The sequence below is a fragment of the Pseudomonas sp. 1L-B-1-E-C1 genome, from assembly GCF_057291835.1.
In genome coordinates this window covers 126,197-148,056 of the sequence record NZ_JBXAWN010000007.1, presented here as the reverse complement: position 1 = coordinate 148,056, position 21,860 = coordinate 126,197, and the positions used below count along the sequence as shown (strand labels likewise).

At 59.1% G+C, this 21,860-nt stretch carries 12 protein-coding genes; 5 read left to right on the top strand and 7 right to left on the bottom strand.

Annotated features, from left to right (window positions below; translation table 11 throughout):
* Positions 1-36: 36 nt before the first annotated feature.
* Positions 37-3,678: a Tc toxin subunit A gene (locus AC0Z4S_RS14030; RefSeq protein ID WP_485623437.1), complete on the bottom strand. Its 3,642-nt coding sequence runs from the start codon at positions 3,676-3,678 to the stop codon at positions 37-39.
* A gap of 146 nt (positions 3,679-3,824) precedes the next feature.
* Positions 3,825-6,998 carry a hypothetical protein gene (locus tag AC0Z4S_RS14025; protein WP_485623436.1) on the bottom strand — a complete coding sequence of 1,058 codons (3,174 nt, stop codon included), beginning with the start codon at positions 6,996-6,998 and terminating at the stop codon, positions 3,825-3,827.
* A gap of 473 nt (positions 6,999-7,471) precedes the next feature.
* Here AC0Z4S_RS14025 and AC0Z4S_RS14020 point away from each other — a divergent pair, with 473 nt between their 5' ends.
* Positions 7,472-7,843 carry a DUF6124 family protein gene (locus AC0Z4S_RS14020; protein WP_485623435.1) on the top strand — a complete coding sequence of 124 codons (372 nt, stop codon included), beginning with the start codon at positions 7,472-7,474 and terminating at the stop codon, positions 7,841-7,843.
* Positions 7,844-7,936: 93 nt separating this feature from the next.
* On the opposite strand, the gene AC0Z4S_RS14015 is transcribed toward AC0Z4S_RS14020, so the two are convergent.
* Both AC0Z4S_RS14015 and AC0Z4S_RS14010 read right to left on the bottom strand, forming a co-directional pair.
* Positions 7,937-8,296 (bottom strand): PilZ domain-containing protein, encoded by a 360-nt coding sequence (locus tag AC0Z4S_RS14015; RefSeq protein ID WP_253504863.1) that lies wholly within the window; start codon positions 8,294-8,296, stop codon positions 7,937-7,939.
* 231 nt (positions 8,297-8,527) lie between these two features.
* A complete protein-coding gene (locus tag AC0Z4S_RS14010; RefSeq protein WP_485623434.1) occupies positions 8,528-8,914 on the bottom strand; it encodes a tetratricopeptide repeat protein in 387 nt (128 codons plus the stop codon).
* Positions 8,915-9,086: 172 nt separating this feature from the next.
* Here AC0Z4S_RS14010 and pyk point away from each other — a divergent pair, with 172 nt between their 5' ends.
* On the top strand, positions 9,087-10,538 hold the full coding sequence (pyk, locus tag AC0Z4S_RS14005) for a pyruvate kinase (protein WP_024014116.1): 1,452 nt from the start codon (positions 9,087-9,089) through the stop codon (positions 10,536-10,538).
* A gap of 339 nt (positions 10,539-10,877) precedes the next feature.
* Positions 10,878-12,161, top strand: a complete 1,284-nt coding sequence (locus AC0Z4S_RS14000) for an NHL repeat-containing protein (protein ID WP_485623433.1) — start codon at positions 10,878-10,880, stop codon at positions 12,159-12,161.
* Positions 12,162-12,283: 122 nt separating this feature from the next.
* Here AC0Z4S_RS14000 and AC0Z4S_RS13995 read toward each other — a convergent pair whose 3' ends face one another.
* Genes AC0Z4S_RS13995 through AC0Z4S_RS13985 form a run of 3 tightly spaced genes read right to left on the bottom strand, consistent with a single transcriptional unit; the run spans position 12,284 to position 15,097 of the window.
* Positions 12,284-13,033 (bottom strand): enoyl-CoA hydratase-related protein, encoded by a 750-nt coding sequence (locus AC0Z4S_RS13995; protein ID WP_485623432.1) that lies wholly within the window; start codon positions 13,031-13,033, stop codon positions 12,284-12,286.
* A gap of 29 nt (positions 13,034-13,062) precedes the next feature.
* The gene (locus tag AC0Z4S_RS13990; protein WP_485623431.1) at positions 13,063-13,998 is read right to left on the bottom strand and encodes an iron-sulfur-binding ferredoxin reductase; all 936 of its coding nucleotides are present in this window, start codon (positions 13,996-13,998) and stop codon (positions 13,063-13,065) included.
* Positions 13,991-15,097, bottom strand: a complete 1,107-nt coding sequence (locus tag AC0Z4S_RS13985) for a GGDEF domain-containing protein (RefSeq protein WP_253504877.1) — start codon at positions 15,095-15,097, stop codon at positions 13,991-13,993. The genes AC0Z4S_RS13990 and AC0Z4S_RS13985 overlap by 8 nt, the downstream gene beginning before the upstream one ends.
* 554 nt (positions 15,098-15,651) lie before the next feature.
* On the opposite strand from AC0Z4S_RS13985, the gene AC0Z4S_RS13980 reads away from it, so the two are divergent.
* On the top strand, positions 15,652-17,175 hold the full coding sequence (locus AC0Z4S_RS13980) for a fumarate hydratase (protein ID WP_122589657.1): 1,524 nt from the start codon (positions 15,652-15,654) through the stop codon (positions 17,173-17,175).
* Positions 17,176-17,369: 194 nt separating this feature from the next.
* Positions 17,370-21,860, top strand: a complete 4,491-nt coding sequence (locus AC0Z4S_RS13975) for a SpvB/TcaC N-terminal domain-containing protein (protein WP_485623430.1) — start codon at positions 17,370-17,372, stop codon at positions 21,858-21,860.

Below are 21,860 nucleotides of genomic sequence, written 5' to 3'. Positions count from 1 at the left end.
CGACTGTTAGCCAGGCAATAGCACCTGTTCGGCTATCTACTCACTCGCAAAGGTGATGGGGTCTGGGAAAATTTCTCGGCTTTCGCCAGCATGGCTGAGAACACTGAAATAGAAGGTACCCCCGGTACGACTGGAGACAAAAACCCGCGTGAGGCCCTGCTCACCGGTAAAACCATGCGCTGGCCGGATCACCGCGCTGGCTGATGTTTCGGGGGGGACACTTTCAAAGAACCAGTCCACCAGCGAGTCGGCTGGGCGGTTGCCATATTTGTCTTCGAGTACCGCGTAGAGTTCGACCTCCCGTCCCGGTGGCACTTCCCCCAACGGCACTGGTGACAGTTCTGGCGACGGAAACGACAGCGTATCGGCGTCGAAGGTCACCGTTACAGAAGGGGCATACCACGGCTCAAACAAGTCCAGCCAATACAAGGGCGTCTCGCTGCCCATGACCTTGCCCGGAATAAAGTTCGCCTCCAGCGTTCCATCTGTCCAGGTCATCCCCGTCTCAATGCTGCCCAAGGTGGTACGCCAGTAAACGTTGACACCGCTCAGAGGGTTGCCTTCAGCATCTTTCAGGGTCACCAGATAAGTCCGTTTCTCGCCTGGCTTGTTGGCCACGAGGTCTCTTTCATCCTTGGCGACGCAGGTGATCGAGATCAGCCCGTTGAGGTCAACGGGCACATGCACCATCGGCGTCACGGACTCGCTCAAAAGGGCCAGTTCGGCGGCCTCGGCGTAAGCCTGTCTGTCGATGGTTTCGGGCAAATCGCCGATCAGGAAAGACGTCAACGCCGCCATGCCACTGCCAGCAGACAGGCTGCGCACGCGCATCAACAGATCGAGTTGCCTGAGGGTCTTCAGAACCTTGAGATCGGTGGTATCGATACGGTCGATGCACTCGCGCACTTCCTGCACGCTCCAGCCCAAAAAGTTGGCCAGCCTGATCGCCGCAGCCTGCTGGGCCAGTGTCAGCGCATCTCCCGTAACCTTCGGCAGCGCATTGACATGACGCAAATAGTCCAACAGCTTCTGCTCGGGCTGTTCACCTTGGGCAAAGGCGCGAACCAGTACCGTCAGGTAATACAGTGTGTGCATCGTCAGCTTGTGCTTGTCGACCTGACCCAGCCAGGCTTCATGGCCGTAATCCAGATATTCCTGCAACAGCGTGGCGCTCAGTCCCAGCGTCGACACCACCTCACTGCGCCGTCGCACCTGCGCCAGCAGATCCGACAGATCCAGCAATACGCTGGCCTTGCGCGGATCACGGGCCGACGCCTCTGCATCCGCCTGCGTGCGCTCGAGCACGTGCTGCAGCAATTGATAAACCGTGGCGTTTGCCCAGTGCAGAATCGGTACTGCCTGGTCCACCCCGACACCGGCATACACGGCCAGTGTCTCTTTGACCAATGACGCCTGAGCATCGCGCACCTGCAAAATCACCCCGGTCATGTTGACGATAATGGACTGGCGCAATGACGAATCGACCAACCCCAAGGCACTGTCGACCGCCGAGGCGATTTTTTTGCGGACTTCGTCCAGGTATTGTTCGGGTGTCCCGTGATCAGGCCGTACCAGGCCAGAGGTGTCGACAATCGCATCGAGATCGTCGGCGTTTATCGCCAGGAGTTCGAGCCAGCCGGCAGCTCCGGCAGGCGGCACGCCTGCCGTCAGGAAATCGGCGTTGGACAACAGGGCCGTCGGTAGCAAATTGCGAAGCTGCTCGAAAAACTGCAGATCCTGCTCGGACGATTGCTGCGCCGGCGGCGGCTCGACCGCGTGCTGCAACACCCACAACAGGGGCAGACGGCTCTGCGCGCACCACTGCATGCAACCGTGCATGGCTTCGATCAGTTCCAGTACATCCGGTGGACCTTCTGCAACAGTATGGATGCACGGAATGCCTGCCACCCCGTCTACCCACTGGCTGTCGCCCAGCACCGACAGCAGCAACACCCCCTCGACCGGCGTGATCTTCAACAGCCGGGACAGGTGCACCAAGCGGTAAAAACTCGAGATGATTGCCGGGCTGCGCGTCAGTGAGTCGGTCCGTCCGTGCGCCTTGGCCACCGTCGTTGCCAGAACGTAATAAGTCTGCAGGTCGATCGCCAGGCCACGGCACAATTGGCTGATCGTCAGATCGACCTTGCCCGGTACCGGAATCACTGAAAACGTACCATTGTCGAGCCGCAAAGACTCGCGATAACCCGTTCGTTCATTGAAGGTCTGGTCGAACAGCGAAAGCGCTTCACCGCGACCGTAGACTGACAACTCATCGATAAACACCGCAAAATCAGCCGCCGAGCAACCGTAACGCTCCCGCAGGGTCTGAAAAAGGCCCAGGGCATGCACCACGCCGCTGGTTATATTCATCTCTGATTCAACGCTCGATTCCGCACCATGGCCGCGTGCTACCGCACGGATCGCCGCCACCAGCAGTGCATCGACCTGATCGAACGGCAATCGCGTCCAGTTGGCGAGCCGCACCATCTGGTTTATCCGGCCAAAGCGGTTGAAGCCCACTTTATCGTCGGGGTCTGCTGTCACCCAATGGCGATTGGTTGCACCTTCATCGATGTCCAAGGGGGGCTCAGAGCCGTCGTTGACGTAAACCGACCCCGAGCGCTCACTCTCCGGCTTTTCAGGCTGTGTATCCTGGTAGGTCACATTGGGCGAGCGCACCGGGGCAAAATCGCGAATCGACAGCAAGGCTTCGATCTGCTTGCTGCTCAACTTCGTCCGCTTGCCTAAAAACTTCACCTGATTAAGGTTGCCGTAGATTTCCTGATTATTGGTACCGAAATGGAGAGCGTAAAAAGCTTCTCGTTCCTGCAGATCCGGGAAAGGTGTTGTCAGCAATCGCTGCTGATAGGGACCGAGCCGCGAAGCATGGGCGAATCCGGAAGCGGTATTGGCCCCCCGGGCATCGGCTTGTAAAAAGTAGGGAAAGTCCGGATCGACACAGTGTGCAACATCACCCACCGACAAGTCGTTAGCCTGTGCGAGGCTGTCAATCGTGACCCAGTGCTGGTAGTACGGCAGGCCGTTGGGATAGCACGCGTCGATCAACGCGTCTTCAATCGACACCCCTGGCCTGTTTGCCGCGATGAACTGCTCCAGTACCGCGACGATGATGTCGACCGACGATATCGACTGATAAACCGCATTGAAGTCGACCTTGAGCGCCAGCAAATCCGTGCGACGTTTGTGCAACTGATAGTGTTCTTGTTGGTTTTCGGGTTGGATACGGTCCTCAATCCAGTGCAACAAATCCATCAGATACGCCACGTGCGAAGCAATGGACTCCAGTGCGTCCGGTGGACACAGCGCAGCAAAGTCGGTACCGATCAGGCCTTGATAATTGGGCCCTCTGACCATGGATAACAGGCCGCTCGAACTGCGTGTTGTGGCGCCCTTTTTGCCGGTAAGGGTGTGCTCGATAAACTGGCGACGCACGTACGTGGCCATGCTGTTGGCGCTGCGCAGAAAACGCTCGGCGTCATCCGGGCTTAGCCCCATCTCCCTGACCAGGCCTGGCTTACCCATCTCCACCAATCGAAAAATCGATTTCTCCTGCTCAAGGTAAGTCTTGAGGGTGCTCAGTCCGGTGTTTCTTTCAGTGAGTTGCTCACCAAACAACTGGTCGAACAGTTGCAAGGCGGGGCGGCGCGAATCAGCCATGATCAGTTCCTTGAGGCGACGACTGGCCAGAACAAGCTGACGTTCCCGTCAGACTGCACATTCATTGAGTAAGATTGAGCGCTCCGACGCGATTAACGTCTACTGTCAGATCTGACAGGTATGACTACCGTTCGTCGTATGCGTACTCAGGAGCCTTTCAAGGCCGGGCGCGCGGGCTCAACTTCAAAGCGCTCGCTGTCGACCCGGGCAGAAACCGTCTCACCGTTCGGATCGCCGGTCAGAATCTGCCAGAATTGGTACCAGTTTCCTGATTGGGGCAATGGCTTTGTCGCCTCGCCCCTCCATCTGCCATCGGCAATGGGCAACAGCTCCGCCCACGGCACATCCGGGTTGTACCAGCTCATCACGGTCCCTGACCCCGGACGGCCCTGACCGGCAAAAACGACCGGATGCGAAACCCAGCGGCCGGCTGCCGGTTCGTCGAGCGTGGGCCGAAAAGTGCCCAGCACAACCGGTCGCGTGGCCGGGATCGACTCGAACGTCTCCAGCGACGCCACCGCCTCCAGCACGTAATGGCCGCCGAGGAATGAACTCAAGTCGACCGTCACCGACCAGGTGCGATCCGGGCGCACAATTGCGTGGACGTGCACCGCCTGCGCAACGGCATTGTTCAGTGTCACCGTGACCGTGTCGCCCACTACACCGAAGCCCGATACCACCGTGCTGCTGCCGACGTGGTCAGCCTCGATCGGGCTTTCAATCAGCGGCGGCGCAGGGACGACGTCAAACGCGCGCGGCTCGGTCTTTTCCGAGGTGAGCTCACTGCCGTTTTCACTGCGAAATATCTGTAGCGCCTGAATGGTTTTCTGCCCTACCACCGGCAGCTCCACTTCGACTTCCCAGTGACCGTCCCCGCCCACCTCAACGTCCGGCAGCGAAGGTCCGCTGATCCCCACCCAAAAAATCTGGACTGTCGCACCCGGCATGCCACACCCGGTAATTTTGCCGCAACGCGGCAGCCTGCCCATTTCCGTGGGCTGGGTGATCTGCGGCGGTAACACCACCACCGTGAGTTCGTGCAACTCACTGGCGAGCGAAGGGCGGTTTTTCAGAGTCTGCACTGCATTGATGACGTATGGTCTGAACGTCAGATTGCGCAGTTCAATCGACCAGGCGCCGTCCTGGTCAAGTATCGTGGGATCGCCAAGCCGGTCTCCTACTTGTATGTCCCACAACTGCAGGCTGGCGCCCAGCATACCGTTCAAGCCGGAAATGGTGACGTCACGCCCCACATCACTGCCCGAAACCGGGTCCGTGATCTCGGGCTGCAGCATGGGGCGCGCGACGCTGAAGGTTGTGGTCGCGGCGGGCGATTTTTGCCCGCCGGCAAATTGGGTCACGGTGACGGTGTGGACCTCATCCTCCGCGAACGGCTTGTCGCGGCGAAATGTCCACTGACCATTGCTGACATTCGCGTTGTGCCCAAAATCTTCGTCGCTGTACCAGAGGGTGACCACCGCATCCCACCAGCAAGTACCGCTGAGCTGCGGTGAAAGTCCATTTTCGACCGGGTCGTTCAGGCCGGGGGCCAGTGGCGGGATATTCACATCAAGGACAAGCCATTCGTTTTCCTGGTCGACAAATCCCGACTGCTTGATGCGAACCTGCTGGTGAAACGTGGGGCCCCATGGCGCTGGAACCTGGCTTGTCCACGCTCCATCGTTTTTCAAGAGAACATGAGGCGCCACCGCTTCATTCGCGTCGATTTTCCAGAGCCACACAGTTGCCCCCGCATTGCCGCGGCCACTGAACGTTGGTTGATAGTCGCGCGTGTAATCCAGGTCTGTGACATTCGGCAGCTTCTTTTCGACCTTGAGATCGCAGGGCAGCGAATAGATCCAGCCACTGGCACCGTCGCCCACTTTTTGCACGATTTGCAGGTTGTAATTGCCGTAGGGCCAGCTTGTGGCCGTGGTACTCCAGTCGCCGTTTTCGAGTACCTGCGCGTCCGGCGGCGGCGTGACCGTAGAACCGGGCAGAGTGAAGACAACCATCGCGCCGGCATAGCCTGTGCCAAAAATCCTGATCGATCCGTCGGGCAAGACTTCGTGCTTGACGTGGACAAGTTGGGCAGGCCGGACCTTGAATCCGCGCGGAAGGCTTCGACCCGATCTGTAATCACCTCTGACGTTTACCGCCACCAGCGAGACCGGGCCTGGAGGCACGACAACAGAGGCGCTCCACTGCTCGCCGGTCAATACCGCGCTGGTGCCATATCGGGTGAGGCCACCGTCCTGAAATACTTCAACGGTGCCTCCGACCAAGCCATCAGATCCGGTCAGGATAAAGGCCTGAGCCTGTTCCTGATCTGAATCCCGCGAAATCGTAGGCCACAGCCTCACAGAAACAGTCACCGGCTTCGACCAACCAGGCAATATACCGCTGGCCAGCGACTGCTGCGCCACGAAGGTGAACTGGCGGTGCGGCAGATCTACTGTTAAAACCGTCGACCAAATCCCACTGGAATCGACTGTTGCCGTACCGTAAGCGAACGAGCCGGACTCATAAATTTTGACGGTTGCTCCGGGAAAACCCTCTCCCTGGAGCTTTGGTCTGGGGACTACAATCACATCATTGTCATTTAGATGACTGAAGGAAGGGACACCGTAATAGTAGAAAGCCCTCGGAAGCGAATAACGAGTGGGCCAACCCAGCTCCGAATGCCTCACTTTAATGAAATATGTTCCCGGTTTTAACCCAGCAAACAGTTTGATAGACCAGTTCGCTAACGTGCCCGTTATTTGCGAGCTCATGTCTTTGTTCGTACCATCCTCAACGATTTGAAGATAGCCGCTGCTGACCCCCGTTCCCGAAATAGTCGCGGTCCAGGTGTCGGCAGAGGTGATCACAGGAAGCTTTCTGACAATGACGTGCTTATTCCTTTTCTCGGACCAGTGGCTATGGTACTTCCACTGTGTATCGTAGTAACCATTACCCTCGGGTAGTCCAGTAGCACGGTACTCATGCCACTGCTTGCCCTTATACAGGCGCCCCTCTACCAGCTTGCGGAAATACCCATTCGGGCCAAAGTAATTAATCCACACCTGGTGCTCACCGTCAGATTGCGGAACATTGAAGATGATCAAACCGTTGGTATCGGAGTAATCGGTGAACTCCCAACGCTGAATTTCCAAAGGGGCGACGTATTGCTCATCAGGATTCACGCCACTTGAAAGCTGAGGTTCCGCTTGCTGCGGTTCGGCGATTCCCTCGCCAAGATGGCCTTCAATGTCTGGCGAGGAGTCCAGAGGTTCGACATCATCTGCACCCGACGTTTGTCCCTCTTCATTGTTTGCCATGATCAATTCCTTCTTGTTGCCGGAGGCAGGATGACTTGCAGGAAACCTTTGAATACACCCCCGCTCCTGCGGCCCACACCTGTAAAACCTGACAGTCCCGACAAACGGTAACTGTTCCTACACGGCACACAGTCGTTGTCCTTCAGTTCACGACTGGCAACTACGTTGCCTTGCGCCTTTGCCTACACATCCCTCAGAATCCGCCGGCTTGTGCGCCTTGTTAATGCCCCGTAACGTGATCCGTGCCGCTGCCAATCAGTGGTCGGGTTTAGTCGCCCGGTAGGTATATGAAGGTGCATAAGCGTCATCCAGTCGGGTAATCCCTATCCCCGCACTTGATGGTGGCTGTGCGCAGGGCGCCTTCGGGCGCGCCGGTAATTCGTATGCCTCCCGGTCGACTAACCTGCGTTCAGCCGCCACCCCTTTTCGTTTAGTCGCGAACAGGTGATGGCCCTCATGGAGGCAATACGACAATGATCAAACCAACACCCAATCCCCCGGAATCCGAAGATTCGACTTCCCCCTACGCTTCCACCGCTTCAAAGAAACTCCACGAGGCTGCCGAAAAAGCCCTCGACCACTACCTCAAGCCGAAACCCGACTCGCGCAACTCCGTCGATCGCGGCATGCAGATGTTCATGGTCGCGCCCGACCTCAATCCCGAAGCGATGGCCATTCAAACCTACGAAACCTTTTCTTCGGTCAGCATTCTGCTGCTCGACCTGGCCGACAGCCTTGAAGACAAGCCGCGACACCTGGCGATGGCGATCTATCAATTGAGCGAGATGGGGTTGTTGCTGGCGGAGAAGGCGCTGGACAACGAGCGGGCAATCACGACGGCGTGACGTCAAGGTCGAAAGATCGCAGCCTTCGGCAGCTCCTGCATTTGGAATGCGTTCCCCCTGCAGGAGCTGCCGAAGGCTGCGATCTTTTGCTGTTCAGGCCGACGCCGGCAGCGGCTGAAAACTGAAATACTGCTGCAACGCCAACACCAACTGCCCGAACTCCGCCGGCGCGCGCCGCAGGATGAAGCCGGCGTCGTAATGCAACGGCGTGGCGTCTTCATGACACCACACGCAGCAGGCGCTGAAATCGATGACTTGCTGGCTGCCATCGCAGGCGGGGACTTTGAGGCGTAACTGGAAATCCGCGCCGACCATCATCGGCAACTGACTGATCAGCATCAGCCCGTCTCCAGACACGTTGCCGAGAAACCCGATGGGTTTGTCGGTGACGCTGTTGAACACTCTGAGGTAGTACGGCAACTGATGCCGTTCGATTCGGCGGTCGGTAAACATGATGCGCAGCGCCCTGCAAGGCTCCATCACGGAGCCACACCTGTGCTTCGGAACGCGCCCGTGTTGCCGGCACGCTCTCCCCGCTTCCGGTGTGACAGTCGCTACGTCGCCGTCACCTTACAACCGCCAGTCGCAGGTGTTGCTCCGGATGCAGCACCGTGGTGCCGAATCCGGGTTCTTCGACTATAGCTCAGCTTGTACACACGGCCAGATTTTGTATGAAAACCGTCATCAGAAACGGGTCGGGCGCACCACGGCAGCAGCGCTGCGCGTCGGGTAATGGCCCAGACTCTGCAAGGTTTCCAGACGCGCTCGGGCGCGGTAGGCGTATTCGCTGTTGGGGTACGAAGCGATGATGAACTGGTAGGTCTGTACCGCATCGATGTAGAGCTTTTGCCGTTCCAGGCACTGGCCGCGCATCATCGACACTTCCGGCCACACGTACGGGCGGGCGCGGCTGGCGCGTTCGACCTTGGACAGTTCAAGCATCACCTGCTCGCAATTGCCCCGCTCATAGGCGCTGTAAGCGTTGTTCAAATGGTGGTTCATCGACCAACGGGTGCAGCCCGTCACGGCGAAGACGCTGAGGGCAAGGGCGGCAATGGGCAACAATCGCATGGGGGTTCTCCTGTCTTGAGCTCTGTATCGACCCCTGGTCGAAAATCTTCAGGCGCGCTTGCCCCAAAGTTGCCACGTTCAATAAAGAAAACGATAAGTAGTGCATTCGAACAATGACTACACCCTTCGAGCATAGTAGCCTCTGCCTGCGCTTGAACTCAGGAGTCTTTGCATGTCCGTCCGTCGTACCAAAATCGTCGCTACCCTTGGCCCGGCCAGTAACTCGCCGGAAGTTCTCGAACAGCTGATTCTGGCTGGTCTGGACGTTGCCCGTCTGAACTTCTCCCACGGCACCCCCGACGAGCACAAGGCTCGCGCGAAGCTGGTGCGTGACCTCGCTGCCAAGCACGGCCGCTTCGTCGCCCTGCTCGGCGACCTGCAAGGCCCGAAAATCCGTATCGCCAAATTCGCCAACAAGAAGATCGAGCTGAAGATCGGTGACAAGTTCACCTTTTCCACCAGCCATCCGTTGACCGAAGGCAACCAGCAAGTGGTCGGCATCGACTACCCGGATCTGGTCAAGGACTGCGGCGTGGGCGACGAGCTGCTGCTCGACGACGGCCGCGTGGTGATGCGCGTCGAAACCGCCACCGCCACCGAGCTGCATTGCGTCGTGACCATCGGCGGCCCGCTGTCCGACCACAAAGGCATCAACCGTCGCGGTGGCGGCCTGACTGCGCCGGCCCTGACTGAAAAAGACAAGGCCGACATCAAGCTCGCTGCCGAAATGGAAGTCGACTACCTCGCGGTATCCTTCCCGCGCGATGCCGCCGACATGGAATACGCCCGTCAACTGCGCGACGAGGCCGGCGGTACTGCCTGGCTGGTGGCGAAGATCGAACGCGCCGAAGCCGTGGCCGACGATGAAACCCTCGACGGCCTGATCAAGGCATCCGACGCAGTAATGGTTGCCCGTGGCGACCTCGGTGTGGAAATCGGCGACGCTGAACTGGTGGGCATCCAGAAGAAAATCATTCTGCACGCACGCCGCCACAACAAGGCCGTGATCGTCGCAACGCAGATGATGGAGTCGATGATCCAGAACCCGATGCCGACCCGCGCCGAAGTGTCCGACGTGGCCAACGCCGTGCTCGACTACACCGACGCCGTGATGCTCTCGGCTGAATCTGCCGCGGGCCTGTACCCGCTGGAAGCCGTGCAGGCCATGGCGCGCATCTGCGTCGGCGCCGAGAAACACCCGACCGGCAAAACCTCCAGCCACCGCATCGGCAAGGAATTCAGCCGTTGCGACGAAAGCATCGCGCTGGCGACCATGTACACCGCCAACCACTTCCCGGGCGTCAAGGCGATCATTGCGTTGACTGAAAGCGGCTTCACCCCGCTGATCATGTCGCGCATTCGCTCCTCGGTGCCGATCTACGCGTTCACCCCGCACCGCGAAGCCCAGGCCCGCGCAGCCATGTTCCGTGGCGTCTACACCATTCCGTTCGACCCGGCCTCGCTGGAACCGCACGAAGTCAGCCAGAAGGCCATCGATGAACTGACCAAGCGCGGCGTCGTGGAAAAAGGCGACTGGGTCATCCTGACCAAGGGCGACAGCTACCACACCACCGGCGGCACCAACGGCATGAAGATCCTGCATGTGGGCGATCCGCAGGTCTGAGTGACGCGCTGAAAAACCAAAGCCCCGGCATGTGAATGCCGGGGCTTTTTTCGTTTTCCGAAGTTTAGACGATTGCAACCTTCGGCAAATCCTACAGGGGATTAACTCATCCTTGTATCTGTCAACTGTCAGGTTTGACAGTTGACGGGACGTTGCACTCGGCCTCCAATGAATCCTTGCGCGATGGGCATCACCGTTGGATTTTCGAATTATCGGAAAGGTGCAGCCATTCAAACGATGGAGAAATCGTGACTGCTGCAAGCATCGCTCAAGGGTGTGACGTGGATATCGCGGTCGCACGGTTTATCGATGCGAAGAATGTCAGCGAGGTGATCAGTCATGAACGTCAAAAACCCTGGAAAACCGGATCCGCAATTCGGGCTTAATGGGCTGGTATACATGAATCAGTTAGGTCTCCCGTTTCGCAGAATCACCAGCCGCGCACTGGACACAGATGCGGAAGGAGCTATCTGTGTTTCCGGCACTGTCGAGGATGACTTAAATGCAATCGCTTATTTCTGTATCAAACTCACAGCGGCAGGCCTACTTGATAAAAAATTCGGCAACGCGGGCTATATCAGCGGCCAGTTCGATAGGGATATGAAAGATTCATTCGTGAACGAAGCCAAGTTGCTCAGTGACAAAAAAATCCTGCTTATCGGCTCTTATAAATATCGCGACATCACGGATGTCGGTATCGCGTTCCTCCGCTTGTTGCCGAGTGGAGAACCGGATCGTGACTTCGGCATCGGTGGCAAGGTGATTCTCAAGCCGGGTGCGTTCATTCTCAACGCCACTGCGAAACCTGCGGGCCCTATCAGGCTCAGGCAAATCGACGCGGTATCCACGGTGATTGCGTCAGACGGTAAGATATTGATCGTCGCTCGGCTTCAATTGGAGCTTATACCGGTGTCGCTGCTGATCAGACTGGAGCCCAACGGCAGCCTCGATATCAGCTTCAATAATAAAGGATACGTCGAAATCGCCCACCCTGACTTTGTTGAACAAACAGTCCTGAATACGGTGCTGCCAACGTCTGACGGAAAATATGCACTCGCGGGATCGGTCGGACCTTTACACGACAGTCAGACATTTTTTGCTCAGTTACTCGACACGGGAGAGCTGGATACGGGTTTTGGAGAAAATGGTTATCTGAAGATCAATCCCGGCCCGTTTGAAGACTCCACCAGCTTTTCCCTCATTCAGCAGCCGAACAAACGTCTTTTAGCAGTGGGTCATGTGTCCGGACCTGCACACAAGGGACTGTTGATCAGCAGAGAAGTCGATGGCAGAGAAAATATTCAGTTCAATGGGGGTAACCCCGTAGTTGAACAGATGGGCAACCTCGATACCATTTGGGCAAATGCCTTCATAAACCGCGACGGCAGCATTCTGACGTTCGGGGCTATGTTGGGTAGCCGCGTATCCACCGTCATGGCACGTTTCACTCATGCAGGCAAACTCGATTTGACCTATGGGAACGGTACCGGGTGGTTCTCGTTTGACTACATCAAACAAATCAGACAGCCCGGTATATTCATGGCGGATAAAGTGACCTTTTTAGCGATGACCATGGCGGCAGAAGACGAACATCATTGCGTGATTCGAGCCCTGACAGATTGAGGTCTGTTATTTATCCCGGGCCGTTCGGACCTTGATCGGTTAAAGCGGTTCGAAATCTCCGACAGATCACAAAAAATGTGGGAGCTGGCTTACCAGCGGTGTAGCGAGTGCGACAGCCAGAATCAATGCCGGTTGATAAAGTCGCTCAACGCCGCCAATGCTTCCGGCGAACGCAACTGCTGGGTAAACAACGCGCCCTCCTCCTCAATGACTTTGCGCAGCAACTCGCGATCCGGCGCTCGCATCAGTTGTTTGCTGATGCGCACGGCTTCGGCCGGCAACTGATCAAAACGCAACGCCACTTCCCGCGCCTTGCTCAGCGCCGCATCACCGCTCCCCAGCGCCTCGGTGGCAATCCCCCACGCTGCCGCTTGCTCACCGCTAAAGCCTTCGCCAAGCAACAGCAACTCCGCCGCTTTCGCATGTCCAAGCAAACGCGGCAGGATCAGGCTGGAGCCGAATTCCGGACATAACCCAAGATTGACGAACGGCATGCGTAACCGCGCATCGCGGGCCACGTAGACCAGATCGCAGTGCAGCAGCAACGTGGTGCCAATGCCCACTGCTGCGCCGGCCACGGCCGCGATCACCGGTTTGCGGCATTCGAGCAGGTTGAGCATGAAATGAAACACCGGGCTGTCGAGGTCGCTCGGCGGTTGCTGGATGAAGTCGCCGATGTCGTTGCCAGCGGTGAAACACTCGCTGCTGCCCGTGATCAGAACCGCGTTGATCTCTGGGTCGCCATCGGCCTTTTGCAGCGCCTCAGCGAGGCGGCTGTACATGGCCCGGGTAAGAGCGTTTTTCTTTTCCGGGCGGTTGAGGCGCAGGGTCAGTAAACCGCGCTCGCGTTCCAGCAGAATGGCTTCGGTCATGGCGTGTCTCGCGTCTGAAAAATCAGCGCTCAACCACGGCTCAGGAAGATATCGGCCAGCAGTTGATTGCGCGGTAATCCGGCCAGGTACAGGCGCCTCGCGAAGGCATCTACGCTGGCGGTTGAGCCGCAGACTAAGGCCAGGGTTTGCCGGGAAACAAGGCGCAGTTGCGCCAAAGCGGCGGCTGACTCGGCCGCTGTCCACAGCTCGACGCTAAGGTTTTCCCGCTGCGCGGCCAGCGCGGCGAGGGGTTTGGCCAGATAGTGATCGCGAGCGTCATGGGCCACGTGAATGACACGAATGGCGCCCTGATGATCGTGACGCAAGGCCTCGCGCAGCACGCCGAACAATGGCCCCAGACCCGTGCCGGCGGCCAGCAGCCACAGCGGTCGGGTGTGCCAGTCCGGGTCGTAATGCAGCGCGCCGCCGCGCAGTTCGCCGAGGCGAATCGAGTCGCCGATCTGCAGCTTGCGTGCGGCATCGACGAATTCGCCGGGTTGGCGGCAATCGAGGTGAAACTCCAGGAATCGGTCCTCTTGCGGCAGGCTCGCCAGCGAATACGGCCGCGCAATCTGCCCGATCCACAGCACCAGATGTTGTCCGGCGCTGTAGCGCAGAGGACGTTGCGGTGTCAGGCGTAAACGCAGGATGCTGTCGCTGAGCCAGTCCAGCGCCTCGACCACCGCCGGGCGACCGTCGGTAATCGGGTCGAAGGTGTGCACCTGCATGTCTTCGCTCACCTGGCACTGACAAGCCAGGCGCCAGCCCTGCTGGCGCTGTTCGGCGCTCAAGGCGTCCGGGCGATTATCGGCGGGCAGCCCCTGCACGCATTGCACCAGACAGGCATGGCAACTGCCGGCGCGACAACTGTAGGGCACGGCGACGCCGTTCTGGTTCAGGGCATCGAGCAGGTTGCTGCCCGCCTCCACTGTCCAGTGTCGTTCACCGACGCGCAGTTCAGGCATCGACATTCTCCCACGCGGCCGCACAACGATTGCGCCCGTCACGCTTGGCCCGGTACAGCGCCTGATCGGCGCGCTGCAAGGCCTCGTCCAGATCGTCACCGACCGCCAACAGGGTCATGCCGGCCGACAGGCTCAAATTGCGTACTTGCAGGCCCATCAATTCAACCTCGGTGAAGGCAATGCGCAAACGCTCGCAGCAAGCCGTCAATCGTTCGGCATCGCAGTCGGGCAACAGCACCACGAATTCTTCGCCACCATAGCGCGCCAGCACATCGCCCTCGCGCAGACAGGCCTGCGCCACACCGGCGAACGCTTGCAGTACCTGATCGCCGGCGGCGTGACCATGCAGGTCGTTGATGCGTTTGAAATGGTCCAGATCGATCAGCGCCAGCCCGTGCATCACGTCGCTGTCCAGCGCGTTCAGCTCGCGCGAGGCAATGCGCAGGAAGTGTCGGCGATTGAACAGCCCGGTCAGTTCGTCGGTGGCGACCAGATCTTCGAGCTGGCGCATCATCCCGCGCAAGGTGTCCTGATGCGCCTGCAAGGCAAAGCGGCGCTGCCGCTGGCGTTGCCGGGAAACCTGGACAAAGCGCGCATATAGCACCAGCCAAGCCAGCACCATCGCCAGAATGCACACCTGCAATGCCGCGAGCGCAGGCTCGGCAAGGCGCAAGTGGTAACCATCCCACAGGGTAATCGCGGAAAAACTGAAGAACACCAGCAGCGCGCAACGGATGAATACCCGACGCGTGAGATGGAACAGGCCGAACAGCAGAATCAGCACATAAAACACCAGAAACGCACCGCGCGCCTCGTCGACATGGGCGATCAGCCAGGTCTGCCAGCCCAGACCCATCAACACTTGCGCTTCGGTCAGGCTGGGGTCGGCGAAGCGCTGGTTGCGACCGCTCCAGAACAGCCCGAACAGCGTCGCCTGACTGATGACCACCAGGGCGCTGCCGATGGCCACGCCGCTGAGCGATTGCCGGTAATGCCCGGTGAAAAACGCCAGCCACAGCAGCAGCAAAGCCAATCCGTAGGTGGCCGCAGCGAGGGCGAAGCGTTTGAGCAAAAGGCGTTGAATGGCGTTATGGGTCAATCGTTGACTCACCGTGCGATAGGAGGCTGACCGAGTGTCCTACTCTACAGACCGGATGCCACTTTAGAGGCCCGGTCGCTAAATGACCACCGATTTTCGGGCTCGAAATTTGACGTCAAAAGTGTGGCCCGCTGATGCCGCCAAAAGCCCCTCACCCTGGCCCTCTCCCACAGGGAGAGGGGACTGACCGTGTCGTTTGTTCGAAGTCCGCCGACCTGAAATACCGAGGCGAACTTTGGTTTTGAAAAGTCCGAATGCCAATCCGCGCCGAAGCCGAACCCGGATTTGAATATCAACAAAATCGGCTCCCTCTCCCTCGGGAGAGGGCTGGGGTGAGGGGGAAGATCCTGAAGTGCAAACCCGCTGTCCGATATCCGCCCACTCATGCGACCAACGAATGACTGCTGGCGCGTGTACGCCCAACCGAGCCGCGGTATACTGCCGCGCCTTTTTAGCGTCGCGCCAGCAGCCCCGGCGTGCCAGAGGATCAGCTGTGAGCTCAAAGCCTCAAGCTGCCCCATAGAATGTTCCCGTGTTTCAGAGGAGCGCGACTCATGACCGTGATCAAGCAAGATGACCTGATTCAGAGCGTTGCCGACGCCCTGCAGTTCATTTCCTATTACCACCCCGTGGATTTCATCCAGGCGATGCACGAAGCCTACCTGCGCGAAGAATCGCCGGCGGCCCGTGATTCGATGGCGCAGATCCTGATCAACTCGCGCATGTGCGCCACCGGCCATCGCCCGATCTGCCAGGACACCGGTATCGTCACCGTGTTCGTCCGTGTCGGCATGGACGTGCGTTGGGATGGCGCCACCATGGGCCTGGACGACATGATCAACGAAGGCGTGCGTCGCGCCTACAACCTGCCGGAAAACGTCCTGCGTGCCTCGATCCTCGCCGACCCGGCGGGCGCTCGCAAGAACACCAAGGACAACACCCCGGCAGTCATTCACTATTCCATCGTTCCGGGCAACACCGTGGAAGTGGACGTGGCGGCCAAGGGCGGCGGTTCCGAAAACAAGTCGAAAATGGCCATGCTCAACCCGTCCGACTCGATCGTCGACTGGGTGCTCAAGACTGTTCCGACCATGGGCGCTGGCTGGTGCCCGCCGGGCATGCTCGGCATCGGCATCGGCGGCACCGCGGAGAAGGCCGCGGTGATGGCCAAGGAAGTGTTGATGGAATCCATCGACATTCACGAGCTCAAGGCCCGTGGCCCGCAAAATCGCATCGAAGAAATGCGTCTGGAGCTGTTCGAGAAGGTCAACCAGTTGGGTATCGGTGCCCAGGGCCTCGGTGGCCTGACCACGGTGCTCGACGTGAAGATCATGGACTACCCGACCCACGCCGCATCCTTGCCGGTGTGCATGATCCCCAACTGCGCCGCCACCCGTCACGCGCACTTTGTGCTCGACGGTACAGGTCCAGCCTCGCTGGAAGCGCCACCGCTGGACGCCTACCCGGAAATCGTCTGGGAAGCCGGCCCGTCGGCCCGTCGGGTAAATCTCGACACCCTGACTCCGGAAGACGTGCAGAGCTGGAAACCGGGCGAAACCGTGCTGCTCAACGGCAAGATGCTCACCGGTCGCGACGCCGCGCACAAGCGCATGGTCGAGATGCTCAACAAGGGCGAAACCTTGCCGGTGGACCTCAAGGGTCGCTTCATCTATTACGTCGGCCCGGTTGATCCGGTCGGTGACGAAGTGGTGGGCCCGGCCGGCCCGACCACCGCGACGCGGATGGACAAATTCACCCGGCAGATCCTCGAGCAGACCGGCCTGCTGGGCATGATCGGCAAATCCGAACGCGGCCCGACGGCGATCGAGGCGATCAAGGACAACAAAGCCGTGTACCTGATGGCCGTCGGCGGCGCCGCTTACCTGGTTGCGCAAGCGATCAAGAAGTCCAAGGTGCTGGCCTTTGCCGAGCTCGGCATGGAAGCGATCTACGAGTTCGAGGTCAAGGACATGCCGGTTACCGTTGCCGTGGACAGCAAAGGTGAGTCAGTACACATCACCGGCCCGGCGATCTGGCAGCAGAAGATCAGCGAAAGTCTGGCAGTGGAAGTGCAGTAAGGTCATCGCGGTAAAACAAGGCCGGCCCGTCATACGACGGGCCGGCCTTTTTCATGTCCGATCATCTGGAAATAAAAAAGCCGGCGATGCACAAAAATCGGTCTAGCGCACCTGTCAGGTCTGACAGGTTACGTCCCGGCTCAAACTTGCTAGCGTCAGTCCACCCTCGCACCGTTTCTGCACCGGACGCAATCATGGTCGACCAAGAGCTGAGTATCGTTACTCCGTCCATTGCCAAAAGCTCGACGATCGCCACCATCGGCAAGAGCTGGGGCGCCGTCGGCCCGACCGGTGCAGCCACGTTCGAACTGCCGTTGCCGGCATCCGCCGGGCGTGGCTGGAATCCGCAGCTGACGCTGACGTATAGCAACCAGGCCGGCAATGGTCCGTTCGGCATCGGCTGGGGGCTGAACCTGAGCCAGATCAGCCGACGCACCAACAAAGGCGTGCCGCGCTATACCGATGACGACGAGATCATCGGCCATGACGGCGAGGAGTGGATGGCGGAGCGCGAACCCGATGGCACGCTCATCTACAGGATTGAATCCCGGTACGGCGAATTGAACATCGGAGCGCACCGCGTGGTGCGTTACTGGCCGCGAGTGGAAAGGGACTTTTCCCTGCGCGAGTTCTGGCAGCCGGAGGACGGAGCCGCGCCATTCTGGCTGATCCATGGGCCCGATGGCTCGCTGCACATGTACGGCAAGACAGCCGATTCGCGTCGCGAGGATCCAGCGGATCCACAGCGAATCAGCGCCTGGTTACTGTGCGAAAGCATGAACGCGCACTACAAACACATCTGCTACCGCTACAAGCGCGACGATCACGACTCCGATACGGCACGGGGCTACCAGGCTCAGCGTTATCTGGAGCGCGTGTGCTATGGCGAGCTCACTGCAAGCAAAGAGTTGCATGCCTGGACCATCGAGGATCCTGCTGCGCTTGAATGGCTTTTCCAGCTCATCTTCGACTATGGCGAGCGCACCACCTCACTGACCGAAGTCCCGGTGTACGACGGCGATACCCTGCAACCGTGGTTGCTTCGCCCAGACCCTTTTTCCACCCACGGCCAGGGCTTTGCGATCGGCACTCGGCGGCTCTGTCGGCAAGTGCTGATGTTTCACTATTTGCCTGGAGAAGCGGTCAGTGAACCGGCGCTGGTCAGACGTCTGCTGCTGGAATATCACACCCCGCAAAACATCGCCCAATGGTCCTACAGCCTGATCAGTGCGGCTCACTATCAGGCTTTCGATGCGAGCGGCAGCGTGGAAAACACGCCGCCGGTGGAGTTCGAATACTGTCCTTTCGAGATCAACAAAACGCCGACACGCCTGTTTGAAATGGAGAACCAGCCGGGCATTGAAGATGGCCAGTTCTACCAGTGCCTTGATTTGTACGGGGAAGGCGTGCCGGGCTTCCTCTGCCGCTATTTCGACGGTTGGCATTACCGCGAACCCGAGCGCGCAGGCTCGGGAGGCAACGACATCGCCTATGGTCCATGGACGGCTCTGCATCAGATTCCACTGACCGACCGCAATCGCGCAGTCGTTCAGATGCTCACCGACCTGACCGGGGACGGACGCTTGGACTGGATCAGCGCACGCCCCGGCTGGAGCGGGTTTCATGCCATGACGGCTCAGCGTGAGTTCGCCTCCTTCGTGGCCTTCAACAAATTCCCGCTGGAATTTTTCAACACGCTCTCGATCCTCGGCGATCTGAGTGGTGACGGTTTGCACTCCCTGGCCCTGATTGGCCCGAACTCGGTACGCCTGTACGCCAATCGCCGCGAAGAAGGTTTCGCCCCGGCTCAGAATGTGCGACACGAGCCAGAAGAAGACCGTCTGCCACTGTTCAGCAACACCGCCACCGAACTGGTGCTGCTCGGTAATTTGCTGGGCAGCGACATGCCCGAATTGTGCCGCATCCGTCACAACGAAATCCGCTGCTGGCCCAACCTCGGTCACGGGCGCTTTGGCGAAGGGCGCAAGATCAGTGACCTGCCCTTCAGCTACGCACAGTTCGATTCATCGCGGGTACGCCTGGCGGATCTCGATGGCTCCGGCGCTCCGGCACTGATTTATCTGCAGTCGGACGGCTTCGATATTTACTTGAATCGCGGTGGCAATGGCCTGGAGCAGATACCGGTCAGCGTTCCCTGGCCTGAGGGCGTGCGCTACGACCGTCTGTGCCAGGTGAGCTTCGCCGACCTGCAAGGCCTGGGCTGTGCCAGCCTGATCCTGACCGTGCCCCATGAAAAGCCGCAGCACTGGCGCTACGATTTCGTTTCGGCCAAGCCGTGGCTGCTTGTTGCCTCAAACAACAATATGGGCTGCAGCGCCAGCGTGGTTTACCGCAGTTCGGCCCAGGAATGGCTGGATGAAAAACAGCAGCTACTCAAACGCAAACGCCTGCCGGTTTCGCACCTGCCGTTCGCGGTATCGGTGGTCGTCAAACAGCAGCAGCTCGATGAAATCACCGGCAACTGTCTGACGCAGAGTTTTATCTGGCGCGAAGGCGTCTACGACAGTAAAGATCGCGAGTTCCGCGGTTTTGGGCATCTGCAGCAGACCGACAGTGAAAGCGCCAGCGGCGACGACGATGTCGGTTTCACCGAGCCGGTGCGGGTCTGCACCTGGTTTCATACCGGGCTGTCGAGGGATCCGCCACGCGACTCGTATTTCAATGGGGACAGGAACGCCGTCGCGCTGGACAGCACAGTGTTCAGCCTGACGCCGGCCCAGGACCAATTCGATCAACCAATTGTCCCGCGCGATGTCGCAACCGAATACCAGATCCGCCGTGCGCTGGTCGGCTCGGTGGCGCGCGTTGAAACCTACGCCGGCGCTGCGGTGGATGGAGCAGGTATTGCCACACCCCTCGCGGTAGAAGAGTTTCGCTATCTGGTGCGCGAGATCCGGCCTCAGGCTCACTACGACGCCGCCGTGCTGTTACCGCTGGTGCTGGAAACCATCAGCTATCAGTACGACCGGTTTATCGACGATCCCTTGTGCCGTCATGAGATCAACCTGCGCCGGGATCCATTCGGAGCAACGACCCAGGCGTTCACTGTGAGTTATGCGCGTCGTCTGACCAAAGACGATGTCCCGCCTTTCGAGGACCCGGATCAACAACAGTGGTGGCTTGACGCGCAGGACGATCAACAGCATTCGTTTTATCTGGTTGAAAGCCGGATGCAACACATCAACCTTCTCGGTCCGCAGCAACGGCGACTGGGCCTTTCATATCTGGCGCGCAGTAATGCGCTGGTCCTGACCAAAGGCACACTGCCGACCGGGTTGTCTGCGGAACAGGTGTCATATGAAGCGTTCATGGCTCATCAGGACTCCGCGCACTGGAAGTCAGCCAGGGTCCTGACCGGCCAGTCCGTGCAGCGTTACGTGGACACCGAGAACAAGCTGCTGCCCGACGGCGTGGCTACTTTCGGAGGCCTGGCCGGGCCACTGGAACTGGCCCAGTTCGACAAGGACGCGCTGGCCGCCTACAACGTCGTGCAGCCGCCGATCAACATCCATGAAGAACTGACCAGGATCGGTTACACGGTCATGGCCCCTCTGTTCGACCCTCCTCCCCCCGTCGATGCGGATCCCGAGCTGTATTCGACGATTTTCAATCTGGCCGAATACGCCGGCATCGAGGGCTTTTTCAACGTCATCAGCTACCGCGAAACACCCAGCCACGGCCCCACCTGTGCGCAATACGATGACTACAGCCTGTTGATCGTCCGTGTCGAACTGCCCGATGGATGCAGGTATCTCATCGAGTACGACTACCACGCCATGCAACCGACGCGTATCACCGACCCCAACGACAATATCGAAGAGGCCCTCTACGAGCCCTCCGGTCAACCGTTGGCCACCACTTTCTACGGCACGGAAAACGGCATCGCGCAGGGATTCAGATCGCTCAGTGAATACCAGCGTCCGGAAGATCATCGCCCGGATCCGGCGATTGCCGACCCGCAGGCTGCCGTGCAAAAAGCCGCCAGTACCCTGCGCAAGGATCTGTTCAGCTGGATGGGTGAAATCCATGGCGCCACTGATCTGATCGAACAATGGGCCACTGACGGCTATCTGTTGCCCTGCGGCCATATTCGCGCCAGTGCGCGGCAACGGCTCGCGCGGCGCAACACACTGACTTCGTCGGAACGGGCGTTACTGGAGGCGATCAACGCGGCGCATCGCGAACCCGTTCATACCGTGGTGCTGAGCGCCGACCGCTATCCCGACAAGGAGATCGCTGCACAGATCCAGATTGTCAGGGTTTGCGTAGACGGCTTTGGCCGGACACTGCAAACCCAGCAACTTGTTGATCCGGGCATGGCCTACAAGGTGGTCGATGGCGCCCTTGTCGTCGAGGACGGCAAGTATGTCGAAGTGCATGCCGATCCGCGCTGGCGGGTCAGTGAACGGCTCGAATACAACAACAAGGGGCTGCCGGTTCGCCAGTTCCGGCCGTTTTTTGCAGATGTGCACCGCTATGTGAATGACCAGTCCCTGCGCGAGCTGGGCTATTTCGATCAAGTGTTTTATGACGCCCTGGGACGGGAGGTCAAACTGATCAATGCCAAAGGCGATTTTGCCTGCACGACCTACCATCCCTGGTACAAGATCTTCGAAGACTTCAACGACACTGGGGAGACCTCCGGCGAAACCCTGGCGTCATAG

What these genes read in the sequence shown, in the direction of transcription:
- AC0Z4S_RS14025 (WP_485623436.1), bottom strand. Translation starts at nt 6,998, where the DNA reads ATGGCAAACAATGAAGAGGGACAAACGTCGGGTGCAGATGATGTCGAA.
- AC0Z4S_RS13995 (WP_485623432.1), bottom strand. Translation starts at nt 13,033, where the DNA reads ATGACCGAAGCCATTCTGCTGGAACGCGAGCGCGGTTTACTGACCCTG.
- AC0Z4S_RS14030 (WP_485623437.1), bottom strand. Translation starts at nt 3,678, where the DNA reads ATGGCTGATTCGCGCCGCCCCGCCTTGCAACTGTTCGACCAGTTGTTT.
- AC0Z4S_RS14020 (WP_485623435.1), top strand. Translation starts at nt 7,472, where the DNA reads ATGATCAAACCAACACCCAATCCCCCGGAATCCGAAGATTCGACTTCC.
- AC0Z4S_RS14010 (WP_485623434.1), bottom strand. Translation starts at nt 8,914, where the DNA reads ATGCGATTGTTGCCCATTGCCGCCCTTGCCCTCAGCGTCTTCGCCGTG.
- AC0Z4S_RS13980 (WP_122589657.1), top strand. Translation starts at nt 15,652, where the DNA reads ATGACCGTGATCAAGCAAGATGACCTGATTCAGAGCGTTGCCGACGCC.
- pyk (WP_024014116.1), top strand. Translation starts at nt 9,087, where the DNA reads ATGTCCGTCCGTCGTACCAAAATCGTCGCTACCCTTGGCCCGGCCAGT.
- AC0Z4S_RS14015 (WP_253504863.1), bottom strand. Translation starts at nt 8,296, where the DNA reads ATGTTTACCGACCGCCGAATCGAACGGCATCAGTTGCCGTACTACCTC.
- AC0Z4S_RS13975 (WP_485623430.1), top strand. Translation starts at nt 17,370, where the DNA reads ATGGTCGACCAAGAGCTGAGTATCGTTACTCCGTCCATTGCCAAAAGC.
- AC0Z4S_RS13990 (WP_485623431.1), bottom strand. Translation starts at nt 13,998, where the DNA reads ATGCCTGAACTGCGCGTCGGTGAACGACACTGGACAGTGGAGGCGGGC.
- AC0Z4S_RS14000 (WP_485623433.1), top strand. Translation starts at nt 10,878, where the DNA reads ATGAACGTCAAAAACCCTGGAAAACCGGATCCGCAATTCGGGCTTAAT.